Origin of the sequence: Geodermatophilus poikilotrophus, from assembly GCF_900111455.1 — a bacterium.
GTDB classification, from domain to species: Bacteria; Actinomycetota; Actinomycetes; order Mycobacteriales; family Geodermatophilaceae; genus Geodermatophilus; species Geodermatophilus poikilotrophus.
Map to the genome: position 1 here is coordinate 346,304 of NZ_FOIE01000002.1, position 16,513 is coordinate 362,816.

The following is a 16,513-nucleotide window of genomic DNA, read 5'->3' on the forward strand; positions in this document are numbered from 1 at the left end:
CTGCGGCACGTCCTGCAGCAGGCCAACACCGCCGCAGCGGAGCCTCTTCCCACTGTACGGCGTCCGGGGCCGCACGGACCGGGATCGGCCGAGGTCACACGTAGACTCGCAGCCGTGAAGCTCCGCCTGCCCGGGCGCCGCGACCGCACCCAGGCCGCCCCCGACCCCGACGTCGACCCGACCACGCAGCTGGTGAAGGCGGGCGGCAAGGGTCGGCCGACACCCAAGCGCCACGAGGCCCAGGGGCGCCGTCCCGGCCCGCCCCCGCCGCCGCCGACCACCCGCAAGGAGGCCTACAAGCGGATGCGCGAGCAGCAGGCGGCCGGCCGCGGCACCGCCCGCGCCGCCGCCGCGCGGGGCGACCAGGACCACCTGCCCGCCCGCGACCGCGGGCCGGTCCGCAAGCTGGTCCGGGACGTGGTCGACTCCCGCCGCAACGCCGGCAGCTTCTTCCTGTTCGTCGCCGCGCTGGTGCTGGTGGGCAACTTCGTGCCGAACGAGCAGGTGCGCAGCTACACCGTCGCCCTCTGGCTGGTCTTCTTCCTGCTGATCATCGCCGACTCGATCTTCCTGGGTCGGCGGATCAAGAAGACGGTGCTCGAGCGCTTCCCGAAGCAGGACCACAGGATGAAGGGCCTGGTCTGGTACGGCATCAGCCGGGCCACCATGGTCCGCCGCTGGCGCTTCCCGAAGCCCGAGGTGCCGCTGGGCGCCCAGGTGTAAGCGCCCGGACGGCCGGTCCGGTCGTCCGGGGCTAGCGTCGGGTGGCGTGGAATCCCGACGCCTGGGCCGCTCCGGCCTGAACACCTCCGCGATCGCCTACGGCAACTGGCTGACCCACGGCGGCCAGGTCGAGGAGGACGCCGCGCACGCCTGCGTCCGCGCCGCCCTCGACGCCGGCATCACGACCTTCGACACCGCCGACGTCTACGCCGGCACCCGGGCCGAGTCCGTCCTCGGCCGTGCCCTGGCGGGCCGGCGCCGGGAGGGACTGGAGGTCTTCACCAAGGTCTACTGGCCGACGGGCCCGGGCCACAACGACCGCGGGTTGTCCCGCAAGCACATCACCGAGAGCTGCCACGCGTCGCTGCGGCGGCTGCAGACGGACTACGTCGACCTCTACCAGGCGCACCGCTACGACCCGACGGTGCCGCTGGAGGAGACGATGACCGCCTTCGCCGACCTGGTCCGGGCCGGCAAGGTGCTCTACGTCGGCGTCTCGGAGTGGAACGCCGAGGAGATCACCGCCGGTGCCGCGCTCGCCCGGGACCTCGGCGTCCAGCTGATCAGCAACCAGCCGCAGTACTCGATGCTCTGGCGGGTCATCGAGGACGAGGTCGTGCCCACCTGCGAGAAGGAGGGGTTGTCGCAGATCGTCTGGTCACCGCTGGCCCAGGGCGTCCTCACCGGCAAGTACCTGCCCGGCCAGCAGCCGCCGGCCGACAGCCGGGGCGGGCACACGGAGGCCGGCGGGTCGATGCGGCGCTTCCTGCGCGACGACGTCCTCACCCGGGTGCAGGACCTGCGGTCGATCGCCGGGGACCTCGGCCTGTCCATGGCGCAGCTGTCCATCGCCTGGGTGCTGCAGAACCCGAACGTGGCGGCGGCGATCATCGGCGCGACCCGCCCCGAGCAGGTGCAGGACAACGCGGCGGCGGCGGGCGTGACCCTCGACGCCGACGTCCTGTCCCGCATCGACGAGGTCCTCGGCGGCGTCGTCGAGCGCGACCCCGCCAAGACCGCCCGCGGCTGAAGACCCCACGGGAGGTGGCCCCTGCAGGGTCCCGCCGCGAGCGTGCGGGTGGCGGGGGCAGGGGGCCTTCCTCAGGTGGCCGCGAGGCCCATCGGCCCGTAGACCTCCCGCCCGCCGTCGAAGAGCGTCACCGTGGCGACCCCGCGTTCGAGCAGGTCCCGCCAGTTCTCACCCAACCAGGACTCCGCGTCGCCCTGGTTGTCCGTCCGGGGCACCTCCACCCCGACCGCGGCGGGGTCGAGCTCCGCTCCCGAAGGGTCCTCCAGCCGCCAGTACCAGCTCATGCGCGCCGAGGCTAGCGAGCGACCGGCCGCCGGTCGTGCCCGGAGTGTGACCCGTGCCTGGTTACCCCGGCGATCAACGGGGGCATGTGAGGACATCGACACTCTCCCCCGGTTCGGAGGACCGATGACCGACCCGATCGCAGGAGCCACTCGAGCGACCGCTCCGCCCCCCACCCCCGAGGACGCCTCGACCGGCCAGCTCATCGGCCAGCTGACCGAGCAGATCAGCCGGCTCGTGCGCGACGAGGCCCGGCTCGCACAGGCGGAGGTCACCCAGAAGGCCAAGCGGCTGGGCGTCGGCGCCGGCCTGTTCGGCGGAGCCGGCCTGTTCGCCTTCTTCGGCCTGGCCGTGCTCATCGCCACCGCCGTCCTCGCTCTCGCCCTCGTGCTGCCCGCCTGGCTGGCGGCGTTGATCGTGGCCGTCGTGCTGTTCGCCGTCGCCGGCGCGCTCGCACTGGTCGGCAAGAAGGACGTCGACAAGGGCACCCCGCCGGTGCCCACCGAGGCCATCGCCAGCACCAAGGCCGACATCCAGACGGTGAAGGAGAGTGCGCGCCGGTGAGCACGCCAGCCAGCCAGGGCCCCGACGGGACGACGAACGGCCAACCGCCGGCCAACGACCCCGACGCCATCAAGGCCGAGATCGAGGCCACCCGCGCGCAGCTCAGCCGCACCGTCGACGAGCTCTCGCACCGCCTCGACGTCCCCGAGCGGGCGCGGGAGAAGGCCTACCGGGCGCGCGACACCGCCGTCGAGACCTACCGCGAGAGCCCACCCGCGGTCATCGGCGCCGGCGCCGGCGTGGCCGCGCTGCTGGGGCTGCTCGTCTGGCGCCGCCGGACGAAGGACCGCCGGGTCGCCGAGCGCGCGGCCAAGCGCGAGGCGAAGCGGGCCGCCAAGGCGGCCGCCGCCCGACGTGCCGCCGCCGAGAAGGCGGCCCGCAAGAGGGCGAGGAAGACCGCGAAGGGGACGGCGAAGAAGGCCCGCCGGGCCGTGAGGAGGACGAAGTGACCAGCAGCAAGGGAGCCAAGCTCGTCTACCGGCCGATCGGCCTGCTCGGCGGCGTGCTGGCCGGTGTGATCTCGGGTGCCGTCTTCAAGCAGGTCTGGAAGCGCGTGTCGAACGAGGAGGACGCCCCCGACGCGCTGCAGAGCGAGTACCGGATGCGCGAGGTCGTGCTCGCCGCGGCCCTGCAGGGCGCCATCTTCGCCGCGACCAAGGCGGCCATCGACCGCGCCGGGGCCCGCGGCTTCACCAAGCTGACCGGCAGCTGGCCGGGCGACTGACGTGGCCGGCACCCGGAACCGTGAGAGCGCCGTCGACCGCATCCAGCAGCGGGTCGAGGAGAAGGCGGCGCGGCGGGCTGCGGCCAAGGCGGCGGAGGCCCGCGGCCCGCACCCGCAGGCCGACCGGCCGCCACCGGGCGCACCCAGCGAGGAGCAGCTGCCCGGCGTCACCGCGGACAAGCCGACCGAGATCCCCTGGCGGGGCTGGAAGCAGATCGTCCAGCGCGCCTGGGCGGAGAACAACGCCGACAACATGCCGATCATCGGCGGCGGCGTGGCGTTCTTCGGCTTCCTGGCGATCTTCCCGGCGCTGATCGCGATGATGAACATCTACGGGCTGGTCGCCTCCCCCGAGACCGTGGCCCGGCAGGTCGAAGACCTCTCGGCGCAGCTCCCGCAGAGCGCCGCCGACCTGATCGGGGACCAGCTCAACAGCATCGTCACCAACAGCGGTGGGGCGCTCAGCTTCGGGCTGGCCGCCTCCGTGCTCGGCGCGCTGTGGAGCGCCTCCGGCGGCGTGGGCAACCTGGTGACAGCGGTCAACCTGGCCTACGACGAGGTGGAGACCCGCGGCTTCATCAAGCGCAAGGCCGTCTCGCTGGGCCTGACCCTCGGCGCGATCCTCTTCGTGCTGATCACGTTCGGACTCGTCGCGGTCGTCCCGAACCTCCTGGACGCGCTGCCTCTCGGCCCGTTCGCCACGGTCCTCGCGCAGGTGGTCCGGTGGGTCCTGCTGCTCAGCATCTTCGCCGGGTCGCTGGCGGTGCTGTACCGCGTCGCCCCGGACCGGGACGCCCCGCAGCTGCGCTGGGTGAGTCTCGGCGCCGTCGTCGTCACCGTGATCTGGGCCCTGGTCAGCCTGGGCTTCAGCATCTACGTCGACAACTTCGGGTCCTACGACAAGACCTACGGGGCCATCGCCGGCGTCATCGTGCTGATGCTGTGGCTGTACCTGACCTGCTACCTGATCCTGCTCGGCGCGGAGATCAACTCCGAGGCCGAGCACCAGACGGCGGAGGACACGACCCAGGGCCCGCCCCAGCCGATGGGCGAGCGCGACGCCACGATGGCCGACTCGCTGCCCGACCCGCCGGTGCCGACCAAGGAGTCACACCAGCGCAGCTGAAGGAGGACCCCTGCCCCCACGCTCGCAGGCTCGCGGCGGGCCCCTGCAGGCGGCCTCAGCGCACCCGCGAGGGGACGAAGGGCGGCCGCACGACCTCCACGGGCTGCGGCCGCCCGCGCACGTCCACGGCCAGCTCGCTGCCCTCGGCCACGCCGGACGAGGTGTCCAGCAGGGCCAGGGCGATGCCGGTGCGCAGAGACGGCGAGAAGGTGCCGCTGGTGACCTCGCCCACGCGGGCGCCGTCGGCGTCGAGGACGGCCATCCCCGGTCGCGGGATCCCGCGACCGGGCGCCCGCAGCCCCCACAGCAGGCGGGCGGGTCCGGCCTCCTTCTCGGCCAGCAGCGCCTCGCGACCCCAGAACGCCGGCTTGCGCCAGCCCACCGCCCACCCGGCGCGGGCCTGGACCGGTGTGATCTCGGGGGAGAGCTCGTGGCCGTGCAACGGGTAGCCCATCTCGGTGCGCAGCGTGTCGCGAGCACCCAGGCCGCACAGCCGCAGCCCCTCGTCCTGCCCGGTCTCGACCAGCACGTCCCACAGCTCGCCGGCCCGGTCGGCGGCCACGAGCAGCTCGTAGCCGTGCTCGCCGGTGTAACCGGTCCGGCAGACGGTGACCTCGGCCGAGCCGCCGCCCACGCCGGTCACGAAGGACATGTAGGGCAGCTCGCCGGGGAGCCCCAGGAACGCCAGCAGCTGCGGTGACCGCGGGCCCTGGACGGCCAGGACGGCGACCTCGGTGTGCCGGTCGGTGACCGTCACCCCGGCCGGCGCGGCACCGGCCAGCCGGGCCACCACCTCGGCGGCATTGGCGGCGTTGGGCACCAGCAGGACGTCGTCCGAGCCGTGCAGGTAGACGATCAGGTCGTCGACCACTCCCCCGGCCCGCGGGTCGCCGTCGGGCAGGCAGCACATCGTGTACTGCGCCTGACCCGGCCCGATGCGCGACAGGTCGTTGGTCATGCAGCTGTCGACGAACGCCGCCGCGCCAGGTCCGCGCACCGTGGCCGTACCCAGGTGCGAGACGTCGAACAGGCCCACGCCGGTGCGGACGGCCTCGTGCTCGGCCAGCACCCCGCCGCCGGCGTACTCGATCGGCATGGACCAGCCCCCGAAGTCGGCGAGCTTGGCGCCCGCCGCGACGTGCCGGTCGTGCAGGGGTGAGGTCCGCGGGGTCACGGACGGCACGCTATCCGGCGACGTGCTGGAACGGCCCCCGTGCAGGGAGGGGCCCGCGCCGAGCCTGCGAGGCGTGGGGGGCACGGGGCCCTCTTAGGATCGAGCGGTGCCGCCCACGATCTCCGCCACCGACCGCCCGCTCGAGAAGCTCTCCGCCGACGCCGTCGTCGTCGGCGTCGGCAAGGGCCCTGACGGCCCGCTGCCCACGCCCGGCGCGGAGGCCGTCGACCGGCTGCTGGGTGGCCGGCTGCTCACCGCCCTCGCCCACCTGGGTGCCACCGGCGCCGAGGACGAGGTCACCCGGGTCGCCTCACTGGGCCAGGGCCCGTTCCCCGTGGTCGCCGTCGTCGGCCTCGGCGCGCCCCAGGTCGGTGGTGGGTACGCCCCCGAGGCGCTCCGCCGGGCCGCCGGTGCGGCGAGCCGGGCGCTGTCGGGCCGCGCGTCGGTGGTCACCCTGCTGGCCGCGGTCGGCGGAACACCCGACGGGCAGCGGCTGCACGCCGTCGGTGAGGGCAGCCTGCTCGGCGCCTACGAGTTCACCGCCTACAAGTCCGCCACCGACGGCCGGCCCACCCCGCCGCGGGAGTTCACCGTCGTCGTCCCCGACGCCGGGGACGCCAAGGCGCCGCTGCAGCGCGCCCGCGCGGTCGCCGACGCGATCACGCTGGTGCGCGACCTGGTCAACACCCCGCCCAACGACCTGTACCCCGCCGAGCTGGCCGCCCGTGGCGCAGCCGCCGGGAAGGCGGCCGGGCTCAAGGTCGAGGTGCTCGACCAGGACGCCCTGATCGCCGGCGGCTACGGCGGGGTCCTCGCCGTCGGTGGCGGCTCCGCGCGCGGGCCGCGCCTGCTGCGGCTGACCTACTCGGGCAAGCGGGCCCGCACGAAGGTCGCGCTGGTCGGCAAGGGCATCACCTTCGACAGCGGCGGCCTGTCGATCAAGCCGGCCGCCAACATGCACCACATGACGAGCGACATGGCCGGCGCAGCCGCCGTGATCGCCACCGTCTGCCTGGTCGCCGAGCTGGGCCTGCCGGTCGAGGTCACCGCCACCGTCCCGATCGCGGAGAACCTGCCCAGCGGGACCGCGTACCGCCCTGCCGACGTGGTGACCTTCCGCAACGGCAAGAAGGCCGAGATCACCAACACCGACGCCGAGGGCCGCGTCATCTTGGCCGACGCCCTCGCGCGAGCGGCCGAGGACTCCCCCGACGCCCTCCTGGAGACCTCCACGCTCACCGGCGCGCAGCTGGTCGCCCTCGGCTCGCGCACCGCCGGGGTCATGGGCAGCGACGACATGCGCGACGCCGTCGTGGCCGCCTCGGCCCGCAGCGGCGAGGCGATGTGGGCGATGCCGATGCCCGCCGAACTGCGCCGCGGGCTGGACTCGCCGATTGCCGACTTCGTCAACGCCAACGCCGACCGGATGGGCGGCATGCTGGTCGGGGCGCACTTCCTCGCCGAGTTCGTGCCGGACGGGGTGCCGTGGGCGCACATCGACATCGCCGGGCCGAGCTACAACACCGGAGCTCCCTGGGGCTACACGCCCAAGGGCGGCACCGGAGTGCCGGTGCGCACGCTGCTGGCGACCATCGAGGACCTCATCGCCGACGGGTGAGCTGCGGGAACGGCCCCGTCAGGGACGGCCCCGTCCACAGGCTCGCCCCGAGCCTGCGAGGGGTGAGGGGACGGGGTCCTTCACCGAGGCGAGCGGGGAGGGTGGTCCTTCTTCTTCGACCAGTCCCGCATCCGCTGCGGGTAGCCGGTCACCTGTGCGTCGTAGACGGGGATGCCCAGCTCGCGGGAGAGCCTACGGCCGGTCCCCGGGCCGTCGATCCGGCGCCGCGTCCACTCGCCGTCCGCGGCGACCAGGACGATCGTGGTCTCCGTGACCGCCGTCCGGGGCTCGACGTACCCCTCGACGCCGCGCCGGGTGGCGACGAACTGCTCGAGATGGGCGACGTCGGCCCGTCCGGAGCCCCGGTCGAGCGTGCCGCGGCCGGGCGTCCGGCCCCGCAGTCGGCCCCACAGCCCCATGTCCGCTCCCGTCCTCCCCGGGCCGCGCTCGGAGCGCGACGTCCGCCGTGGCAACGGTGCTGCCCACGGCCGCGTTCCCGGAGTGGCAGGATGGACGCGGACCATCCCCCGCCCGTGTAGACGCAGGCGGGCCCCGGCACCCGAGGAGTACTCGTGAGCGCACCCACCTCCCCCGCCGACCTGGTCATCCTCGGTGGTGGCTCGGGTGGCTACGCCGCCGCGCTGCGCGCCGCTGAACTGGGCATGTCCGTCGTCCTCGTCGAGCGGGACAAGGTCGGCGGCACCTGCCTGCACCGCGGCTGCATCCCCACCAAGGCACTGCTGCACGCCGGCGAGGTGGCCGACCTGGCTCGCGAGGGCGAGCAGTTCGGCGTCAAGACCTCGCTGGCCGGCATCGACATGGACGGCGTCAACAGCTACAAGGACGGCGTGATCTCCCGGCTCTACAAGGGCCTGCAGGGCCTGATCAAGAGCCGCAAGATCCAGTACGTCGAGGGCGAGGGCCGGCTGGTCTCCCCCACCGCGGTCGAGGCCGGCGGGCAGCGCTACGAGGGCAAGCACGTCCTGCTGGCCACCGGCTCCTACGCCCGCTCGCTGCCCGGCCTCGACATCGACGGCACCCGGGTCATCACCAGCGACCACGCGCTGAACATGGACCGGGTGCCCGCCTCGGCAATCATCCTGGGCGGCGGCGTCATCGGCTGCGAGTTCGCCAGCGCCTGGAAGTCCTTCGGCGTCGACGTCACCATCATCGAGGCCCTGCCGCACCTGGTGCCGCTGGAGGACGAGTCGTCCTCCAAGCTCCTGGAGCGCGCGTTCCGCCGCCGGAAGATCGGCTTCGAGCTCGGGAGCCGCTTCTCGGGCGTGCAGCACACCGAGAACGGCGTCAAGGTGTCGATGGAGAACGGCAAGGAGTTCGAGGCCGAGCTGCTGCTGGTGGCGGTGGGCCGCGGCCCGGTCAGCCAGGGCCTGGGCTACGAGGAGGCGGGCGTCGCCATGGAGCGCGGCTACGTCCTCGTCGATGAGTACCTCCGCACCAACGTGCCCACCATCTCCGCCGTCGGCGACCTCATCCCGACGCTGCAGCTGGCGCACGTCGGCTTCGCCGAGGGCATCCTCGTCGCCGAGCGGCTGGCCGGTCTCGAGCCCGCCCCGATCGACTACGCCGGCGTCCCGCGGATCACCTACTCCGACCCCGAGGTCGCCTCGGTCGGCCTCACCGAGGCGCAGGCCAAGGAGCGCTTCGGCGAGATCAAGACGCTGAACTACGACCTCGGCGGCAACGGCCGCAGCCAGATCCTCAAGACCGCCGGCGCGGTCAAGCTGGTGCAGGCCGTCGACGGCCCCGTCGTCGGCGTGCACATGGTCGGCAGCCGGGTCGGCGAGCTGATCGCCGAGGCCCAGTTGATCTACAACTGGGAGGCCGAGGCCGACGACGTGGCCGCCCTCATCCACCCGCACCCGACGCAGAGCGAGGCCCTGGGCGAGGCCCACCTCGCGCTCGCCGGCAAGCCGCTGCACGTGCACGGCTGACCCACCGCACCACCTCCCCCACCCACCGCGCCAGAAGGAGCCCTGCCCCGATGCCGACCTCCGTCACCATGCCCGCCCTGGGCGAGAGCGTCACCGAGGGCACGGTCACCCGATGGCTCAAGCAGGAGGGTGAGCAGGTCGAGGTCGACGAGCCCCTCCTCGAGGTCTCGACCGACAAGGTCGACACCGAGATCCCCTCGCCGGCCGCCGGCGTCCTGAGCAGGATCCTGGTCGCCGAGGACGAGACGGTCGAGGTCGGAGCCGAGCTCGCCGTCATCGGTGGGGAGGGCGACGGCGGCGGCTCCGGCGGCCCCGCGTCGGCCGAGGACGCCGACACCACCCCGCAGACCCCGGCCGAGCAGGTCGAGGACGCCGGTCCCGGTCCGTCGGACGCGCCGCAGGAGGCGCAGGAGGAGCCGCAGCCCGCGCCGGCCTCGGCCGACGGCGGTTCCGGCGGTGGCGGTGGCGGTGGCGGTGGCGGTGGCGGCCAGGGGACGCCGGTGACCATGCCGGCGCTGGGGGAGAGCGTCACCGAGGGGACCGTCACCCGCTGGCTGAAGTCCGTCGGTGACGAGGTGACCGCCGACGAGCCGCTGCTCGAGGTCTCCACCGACAAGGTCGACACCGAGATCCCCGCACCGGCGTCGGGCACCCTGCTCTCGATCTCGGTGGACGAGGACGAAACGGTCGAGGTGGGCGCGGAGCTGGCGGTCATCGGCTCCGGCTCCGGCGGCGGGGGTGCCCCCGCGGAGGCCCCCTCCGCCCCGGCCGAGCAGAAGCCGCAGTCGCAGGAGGAGCCGCGGGAGCCGGCAGCGCCGGCGCAGGCGAAGGCCCCGACCCCGCAGGCCGACCCCACCCCGCAGCAGGCACAGCCCGCCTCGGAGCAGCCCGGCGCCGACTACGGCTCCGGTGGCGTCCTGCCGAGCACCTCCCCCACCGACGCGCCCTCGCCGGCCCAGGCGGTGGCTCCGCAGGCACCCGCCCAGCCGAAGACCCCGGCGCCGGCGCCCGCCGGTGACGGGGGCGGTCAGTACGTCACCCCGCTGGTGCGCCGGCTGGCCGCCGACCGCGGCGTGGACCTGTCCTCGGTCACCGGCACCGGCGTCGGCGGGCGGATCCGCAAGCAGGACGTCATCGCCGCTGCCGAGAAGGCCGCCGCTCCGGCTCCGGCTGCCCCGGCTCCGGCCGCCGCGGCCTCGGGCCGGCCGACGCCGAGCCCCTCGCCGGCGGCCAAGCCCGACACCTCGCTGCGCGGGCGCACCGAGAAGATGTCCCGGCTGCGCGGCGTCATCGCCCGCCGGATGGTGGAGTCGCTGCAGGTCAGCGCCCAGCTGACGACGGTCGTCGAGGCGGACGTCACCGCGATCGCGCGGCTGCGGGACCGCGCCAAGCGGGACTTCGAGGCGCGTGAGGGCGTGAAGCTCTCGTTCCTGCCGTTCTTCGCGAAGGCGGCGGTCGAGGCGCTCAAGGCCCACCCGGCCGTGAACTCCTCGATCGACCTGGAGGCCGGCACGGTGACCTACCACGACGCCGAGAACCTGGGCATCGCGGTCGACACCGAGCGTGGCCTGCTGGTGCCGGTGATCAGGGACGCCGGTGACCTGAGCATCGGCGGGCTGGCCCGCAAGATCGCCGACCTGGCGGAGCGCACCCGCACCAACAAGGTGACCCCGGATGAGCTCGGCGGCGGCACCTTCACGCTGACCAACACCGGCAGCCGCGGGGCGCTGTTCGACACGCCGATCATCAACCAGCCGCAGGTGGCGATCCTCGGCGTGGGCACCGTGGTCAAGCGTCCGGTCGTCGTCCAGGACCCCGGCCTGGGCGAGGTCATCGCGGTCCGGTCGATGGTCTACCTGGCGCTGACCTACGACCACCGGATCGTCGACGGCGCCGACGCCGCCCGCTTTCTGGGCACGGTGAAGGAGCGGCTGGAGGCCGGTCAGTTCCACGGCGAGCTCGGCCTCGCCTGATCCGCACCGATCGGGGCCCCGGCGACAGCCGGGGCCCCGATCGCGTCCGCCCCCTGGAGGACAGACATGAAGGTCGCGGTCACCGGTTCCTCGGGGCTGATCGGGACGCGCCTGGTGGCCGCGCTGCGGGCTGACGGGCACGAGGTGCTGCGGCTGGTCCGCCGGACGCCGCGGACGGCGGACGAGCACCGCTGGGACCCCCAGCACCGGCAGATCGACCCGGCTCTGCTCTCCGACGTCGACGCCGTGGTGAACCTGGCCGGCACCCCCATCCGGCCGCGCCCCTTCACCGCCGGCTACAAGGAGCAGCTGCGCTCCAGCCGGCTCGACAGCACGATCACGGTGAGCGAGGCGCTGGCCGCCGTGGCCGCGGCCGATCCGGGACGCCGCCGGGTGCTGCTCTCCGCGTCGGCGGTGGGCTACTACGGCGACACCGGCGACCGACCGGTGCGGGAGGACGCGCCACCCGGCAGCGACTTCCTGGCCCGGCTGTGCGTCGACTGGGAGGCCGGCACCCGCACCGCCGAGGACGCCGGCGTGCGGGTCGTGCACCTGCGCACCGGCCTGGTGGTCGGGCGCGACGCCATGCTGGTCCGCATCCTCGGCCTGGTCTTCCGGGCCGGCCTGGGCGGTCGGATGGGCTCGGGACGGCAGTACTGGCCCTGGATCAGCCTGGACGACGAGGTGGACGCGATCCGCTTCCTGCTCACCGCCGACGTCTCCGGTCCGGTGAACCTCACCGGACCCGCCCCCGTGACCAACGCCGAGTTCGTGCGGCGCCTGGCGGCCGCCGTGCACCGGCCCGCGGTCCTGCCGGTGCCCGGGCCGGTCCTGTCGCTGGCTCTGGGCGAGTTCGGCCGGTCCAGCGTGCTGGCCGGTCAGCGCGCAGTGCCGGCGGCGCTGGAGCGAGCCGGTTACCAGTGGACCCACCGCGACCTCGACGACGCCCTCCGGGTGGCCCTCCAGCGCGGCTGAGCCGGCTCAGGACACCCGCTCGGCCGACGCGATCCGCCACCCCTCCGAGGTGGCCACGAGCGTCATGCGCACCTCCGCCTCGCCGCGACCCGCGACCGGGCGCAGCGCCGGGCCTCCGGGGTCCGCGGCGCGCACCACCTCGTAGGCAGGCCAGCGGTCGACGACCCGCAGGGTCACCTGGCCCTGTGCGGCCGCGCCGTCGAGCACGGTGGCGTCGACCACCTCGGGTGCGAAGCCGTGGACCGTCTCACCCGCGGCGGACAGAGCGGCGATCGTGCCCCGGTCGGCGGTGAGGGAGGTGCTGCCCGGCGCGTACACACCGTCGAGCAAGGCCGGCGCGCCGGTGGAGAGAGCCTGTGCCCGGCGTTGGTAGAGCTCGGTGAGCCGGGCCGCCCAGTCCTCCTCGGGCACGGCCGCGGCCCCACCCCCGGCTGCCGGCGCCGGGACGGTCCCCGACGGCACCGCCTCCGGCTCGACGGTGCGCGGTGCGCTCGCGGCGCGGTCGGCCAGCGCGGGCGGCGCCGGCTCGGACGGGTCGCTCCCCCACGGGCTCCCGAGCCACACCACGAGAGCCACGGCAGCGGCCACCCCCGCCAGCGCGCCGACCCGGCGGAGCGCCCCGCCCGACGGCACGAGCGCCGTGACCGCCCTCCTGTGGTGGGGTGCGAGCGCCACCGGGTCCCGCCGGTGCCGGCCGGGGACCTGGTGGGTGAGCTCGGTGCGCGGGCCCCGGTGGGTGCGGGCGAGCTCCTCGTCGGGCACCCCGGTCCGCGGCAACCGCACCGGCTCCGGACGGCAGGCGTGCCGCAGGTCGAGGGCGAAGGCGGCGGCCGACCCGCGGTCGTGCGGGTCGGGCGAGAGCCCGCGGGCGATCACCGCCAGCAGGTCCGCGGGCGCGTCGGGGGCGAGCTCGGCGAGGTCGGGCAGCACGCCGTCGGCGGCGACCCGCAGCGTGTCGGCCGGCGTCGCGGCGTTCCACGGCGCCACCCCGGTGAGCGCGTGGAAGGCCGCCGCGGCGACACCGAAGACGTCGGACTCCGGCCCTGGAGCGCCGCCGCGGGCGACCGTCGGGTCGACGTAGGCCGGTGTGAGCTCACCGGCTGCCTCCTCTCCCAGCACCCGCGCCACCCCGAGGTCGGTGAGCACCGGGCGGCCCTCGGCGGTGAAGACGACGTTGCCCGGGGAGAGGTCGCCGTGCACCACCCCACGCTCGTGCGCGTGGGCCAGCGCGGCGGCCACCGGGGCCAGAGCGGTGACCACCTCCCCTGGTCGCAACCGGCCGCGGCGGGCCAGCAGTGCGGCCAGGCTGCCGCCGGGCAGCAGGTCGAGCACCAGGGCCACGCGTGGCTGCCCGCCACGGCGCGGTCCGTGCACGACCTCGTGCAGCCGGACCAGGTGCGGGTGGTCGAGCTCGCCGAGCAGCGCCGCCTCGCGCGCCTGACGCTCGGCGTCCCCGGCGACCAGCAGCTTCACCGCCACCGGTGCGCCACCGGACCGGGGCACCGCCCGCCACACCTCACCGGACCCGCCTCGGCCGAGCAGCTCCTCCAGCCGGTAACCGGGGACGACGGGCGCGGGCGAGGGCGACGGCATGGCGGGCACCGTAGGCGGCCGCGCGGGGACCCCGCTCCGGCTGTCCACAGGGGCCGGCCCCCTCCACAGGACCGGGCCCGGACGGGTGGCACGGCGGTGCGCGTCCTAGGTTCGGGCCATGCCGCTGCCCGCCCGCGCCCAGGTCGTCGTCGTCGGAGCGGGGCTGGCCGGGCTGTCCGCGGCCCTCCGGCTCGCCGCCGCGGGCGTGGACGTGCACGTCGCCGAGGCCGCCGCGCACGCCGGCGGCCGGCTGGCCACCGATCGGGTCGACGGGTTCGTCGTCGACCGCGGCTTCCAGGTGCTCAACACCGCGTACCCGCGCGCCGCCGACCTCGACCTGCCGGCCCTCGACCTGGGCTGGTTCTGGCCGGGCGCGGCGATCCGGGTCGACGGTCGCCGGTTCCGGGTGGTCGACCCGCGGCGTCGACCCACGGCCGCGCTGGACACGCTCCGGGCACCGATCGGCTCGCCGGTGCGCAAGGCGGCCGTCGCCGCCTACTCCGCCCGGGCCGCCTACACCCCGGTCGACCGGCTGTCGCGGGAGCCCGAGACCTCCGCCGAGGAGCGGCTGCGGCGGGCCGGCGTGGGGGACACCGCGCTGGAACGCTTCTTCCGGCCGTTCCTCGCCGGCGTGCTGCTGGAGGACCGGCTGGAGACCTCGAGCCGGTACCTGGACCTGCTGTGGCGGAGCTTCGCCCGCGGGGGGATCGGCCTGCCGGCCCGCGGCATGCAGGCGGTCGGCGAGCAGCTGGCCGAGCGGGTCGGCGCCGACCGCGTGCACCTGGGCGTCCGGGTCACCGCCGTGAGCGGCGACGCGGTCAGCACCGAGGCCGGGCGCACCCGTGCCGACGCGGTCGTCGTCGCCTCCGACCCCGACACCGCGGCCGCGCTGGTCCCCGGGCTGACGGCGTCCGCGCCCCGGCAGGTGACCACCCACCTGCACGTGCTGCCGTCCTCCCCGACCGGGGAGCCGCTGCTGGTCCTCGGCACGCCCGGCGGACGTCTGGTGAACAGCGCCGTGCTCACCGACGCCCAGCCCGCCTACAGCCCCGACGGCCGGGCGCTGGTCGCCAGCTCCACCCTGGCGCCGACCCGGGAGCCCGACGTGCGGGCCGAGGTCGCGGCGTTGCACGGGGTCGACCCCGGCGACCTGCAGCACCTCACCTCGGTCACCGTGCCGCAGGCCCAACCGGCCGCCGTCCCGCCGCTGCGCCTGCGGCTGCCGGTGGACCTGGGCGGTGGGCTGTTCGTGGCCGGCGACCACCGGGACACCCCGTCCATCCAGGGCGCCATGGCCAGCGGCGCCCGGGCCGCCCGCGCCGTCCTGCGTGCCCTCTCCCCCGACCAGCGAGGAGCTGCCTGACCGTGCCCGCCACCGCACCGACCATCCTGGCCACCAGCATCGGCTTCGACTCCCGCCGCCGCGGCCCCTACGACTGGGCACCGGGACCGGTCTTCGACCTCGCGTTCGAGCTCGCGGGGGCGTCCGAGCGGCCGCGGTTGTGCTACCTCGGCACCGCCACCGGCGACGACCCGGTGCGGGTGGCCGGTGTGTACGGGGCCTTCGCCGGCAGCGGGGTGCAGGTCAGCCACCTGAGCCTCTTCCCCATGCCCACCGTTCCCGACCTGCGCGCGCACCTGCTGGCGCAGGACGCCGTCTGGGTCGGCGGCGGCAGCGTCGCGAACCTGCTCGCCGTGTGGCGGGTGCACGGGCTCGACGAGGTGTTCCGGGAGGTGTGGCAGGCCGGTGTCGTGCTGGGCGGGGTGTCGGCCGGATCGCTGTGCTGGCACGTCGGCGGCACGACCGACTCCTACGGCCCCGATCTGCGCCCGGTGACCAACGGGCTCGGGCTGATCCCGACGTCCAACGGCGTGCACTACGACTCCGAGGAGCAGCGCCGTCCGCTGTACCACCGCCTCGTGGCCGACGGCACGCTGCCCGGCGGGCACGCCACCGACGACGGCGTGGGGCTGGTCTACCGCGGCACGGAGCTGGTGGAGGCGGTCGCCGACCGGCCGGACAAGGCCGCCTACCGGGTGCAGCGGGGCCCCGACGGCACCGCGGTCGAGACCCGCATCGAGCCCCGGCGCCTGCGCTGAGGACGGGCTTAGGCTGAGCGCGTGACGGAGCTGCAGGTGATCCGGGCGGGCACGGTCCCCTACGAGGAGGCCTGGGAGCGCCAGCGCGAGCTGCACGCCGCCCGGGTGGCCGGCGAGGGGCCCGACACGCTGCTGCTGCTGGAGCACCCGCCGGTCTACACCGCGGGCAAGCGCACCGAGCCGCACGAGCGCCCCTTCGACGGCACTCCGGTCATCGACGTGGACCGCGGCGGCAAGATCACCTGGCACGGACCCGGCCAGCTCGTCGGCTACCCGATCGTCCGGTTGGCCGACCCGGTCGACGTCGTCGCCCACGTGCGGCGCCTGGAGGCAGCGCTCATCGAGGTGTGCGGCGGTCTCGGCCTGGCCACGGAGCGGGTCGAGGGCCGCAGCGGCGTGTGGGTGCGCGCCGATGACCGCGGCCCGGACCGCAAGGTCGCCGCCATCGGGGTCCGGGTGGCCAGGGGCGTGACCATGCACGGGTTCGCGCTCAACTGCGACCCCGACATGTCGGCGTTCGGCAACATGATCCCCTGCGGGATCGTGGACGCCGGCGCCACCGCGCTCACCACCGAACTCGGCCGCGACGTGACCGTCGCCGAGGTCATCGACCAGGTCGAGCAGGCGATGCGCGAGGTGCTCACGACCGCCGTCCCCGCCTGAGAGAGGACCCGCCTCC

17 protein-coding genes are annotated in these 16,513 nt (G+C 75.0%); 13 read left to right on the plus strand and 4 right to left on the minus strand.

The annotated features are described in order from the left end of the window. The first annotated feature begins 114 nt into the window (after positions 1-114). A complete protein-coding gene (locus tag BMW27_RS06115; RefSeq protein ID WP_091440606.1) occupies positions 115-723 on the plus strand; it encodes a DUF3043 domain-containing protein in 609 nt (202 codons plus the stop codon). 46 nt (positions 724-769) lie between these two features. After that, positions 770-1,753: an aldo/keto reductase family protein gene (locus tag BMW27_RS06120; protein ID WP_091440610.1), complete on the plus strand. Its 984-nt coding sequence runs from the start codon at positions 770-772 to the stop codon at positions 1,751-1,753. A gap of 71 nt (positions 1,754-1,824) precedes the next feature. Here BMW27_RS06120 and BMW27_RS06125 read toward each other — a convergent pair whose 3' ends face one another. Then, positions 1,825-2,037 (minus strand): hypothetical protein, encoded by a 213-nt coding sequence (locus BMW27_RS06125; RefSeq protein WP_091440614.1) that lies wholly within the window; start codon positions 2,035-2,037, stop codon positions 1,825-1,827. Between the two features lie 124 nt (positions 2,038-2,161). Between BMW27_RS06125 and BMW27_RS06130 the strand changes: the two genes are divergently transcribed. From BMW27_RS06130 to BMW27_RS06145, 4 genes are read left to right on the plus strand one after another with little or no spacing between them, the layout of a single operon-like run. Then, positions 2,162-2,599: a phage holin family protein gene (locus BMW27_RS06130; RefSeq protein ID WP_091440618.1), complete on the plus strand. Its 438-nt coding sequence runs from the start codon at positions 2,162-2,164 to the stop codon at positions 2,597-2,599. After that, positions 2,596-3,048 carry a DUF3618 domain-containing protein gene (locus BMW27_RS06135; protein WP_091440620.1) on the plus strand — a complete coding sequence of 151 codons (453 nt, stop codon included), beginning with the start codon at positions 2,596-2,598 and terminating at the stop codon, positions 3,046-3,048. Before BMW27_RS06130 ends, BMW27_RS06135 begins: the two co-directional genes overlap by 4 nt. Next, on the plus strand, positions 3,045-3,323 hold the full coding sequence (locus BMW27_RS06140) for a DUF4235 domain-containing protein (protein ID WP_091440624.1): 279 nt from the start codon (positions 3,045-3,047) through the stop codon (positions 3,321-3,323). The genes BMW27_RS06135 and BMW27_RS06140 overlap by 4 nt, the downstream gene beginning before the upstream one ends. Before the next feature lies 1 nt (position 3,324). Continuing rightward, positions 3,325-4,449, plus strand: coding sequence for a YihY/virulence factor BrkB family protein (locus tag BMW27_RS06145; protein ID WP_091440627.1), 1,125 nt, complete (start codon positions 3,325-3,327; stop codon positions 4,447-4,449). Between the two features lie 55 nt (positions 4,450-4,504). Here the strand turns inward: BMW27_RS06145 and gcvT are convergent, their stop codons facing one another. Next, positions 4,505-5,623 (minus strand): glycine cleavage system aminomethyltransferase GcvT, encoded by a 1,119-nt coding sequence (gene gcvT / locus BMW27_RS06150; protein WP_091441479.1) that lies wholly within the window; start codon positions 5,621-5,623, stop codon positions 4,505-4,507. A gap of 106 nt (positions 5,624-5,729) precedes the next feature. On the opposite strand from gcvT, the gene BMW27_RS06155 reads away from it, so the two are divergent. Beyond that, positions 5,730-7,241, plus strand: a complete 1,512-nt coding sequence (locus BMW27_RS06155; RefSeq protein ID WP_091440630.1) for a leucyl aminopeptidase — start codon at positions 5,730-5,732, stop codon at positions 7,239-7,241. A gap of 80 nt (positions 7,242-7,321) precedes the next feature. Here BMW27_RS06155 and BMW27_RS06160 read toward each other — a convergent pair whose 3' ends face one another. Continuing rightward, a complete protein-coding gene (locus BMW27_RS06160; RefSeq protein ID WP_091440633.1) occupies positions 7,322-7,660 on the minus strand; it encodes an oxidoreductase in 339 nt (112 codons plus the stop codon). A 153-nt stretch (positions 7,661-7,813) separates the two neighbouring features. Here BMW27_RS06160 and lpdA point away from each other — a divergent pair, with 153 nt between their 5' ends. From lpdA to BMW27_RS06175, 3 genes are all read left to right on the plus strand, one after another. Then, positions 7,814-9,193: a dihydrolipoyl dehydrogenase gene (gene lpdA, locus BMW27_RS06165; RefSeq protein ID WP_091440637.1), complete on the plus strand. Its 1,380-nt coding sequence runs from the start codon at positions 7,814-7,816 to the stop codon at positions 9,191-9,193. Between the two features lie 50 nt (positions 9,194-9,243). Next, entirely contained in the window at positions 9,244-11,166 is a 1,923-nt protein-coding gene (gene sucB / locus BMW27_RS06170; protein ID WP_091440640.1) for a 2-oxoglutarate dehydrogenase, E2 component, dihydrolipoamide succinyltransferase, read from the plus strand. Between the two features lie 66 nt (positions 11,167-11,232). Beyond that, a complete protein-coding gene (locus BMW27_RS06175) occupies positions 11,233-12,141 on the plus strand; it encodes a TIGR01777 family oxidoreductase (protein ID WP_091440644.1) in 909 nt (302 codons plus the stop codon). A 6-nt stretch (positions 12,142-12,147) separates the two neighbouring features. On the opposite strand, the gene BMW27_RS06180 is transcribed toward BMW27_RS06175, so the two are convergent. After that, positions 12,148-13,734, minus strand: a complete 1,587-nt coding sequence (locus tag BMW27_RS06180; protein ID WP_245743333.1) for a serine/threonine-protein kinase — start codon at positions 13,732-13,734, stop codon at positions 12,148-12,150. A gap of 118 nt (positions 13,735-13,852) precedes the next feature. Between BMW27_RS06180 and BMW27_RS06185 the strand changes: the two genes are divergently transcribed. Genes BMW27_RS06185 through lipB form a run of 3 tightly spaced genes read left to right on the plus strand, consistent with a single transcriptional unit; the run spans position 13,853 to position 16,497 of the window. Beyond that, positions 13,853-15,097, plus strand: a complete 1,245-nt coding sequence (locus BMW27_RS06185; protein WP_091440652.1) for an FAD-dependent oxidoreductase — start codon at positions 13,853-13,855, stop codon at positions 15,095-15,097. Positions 15,098-15,099: 2 nt separating this feature from the next. Beyond that, entirely contained in the window at positions 15,100-15,834 is a 735-nt protein-coding gene (locus BMW27_RS06190; RefSeq protein WP_091440656.1) for a Type 1 glutamine amidotransferase-like domain-containing protein, read from the plus strand. 21 nt (positions 15,835-15,855) lie between these two features. Then, positions 15,856-16,497, plus strand: a complete 642-nt coding sequence (gene lipB / locus BMW27_RS06195; protein ID WP_091440661.1) for a lipoyl(octanoyl) transferase LipB — start codon at positions 15,856-15,858, stop codon at positions 16,495-16,497. Positions 16,498-16,513: the final 16 nt, after the last annotated feature.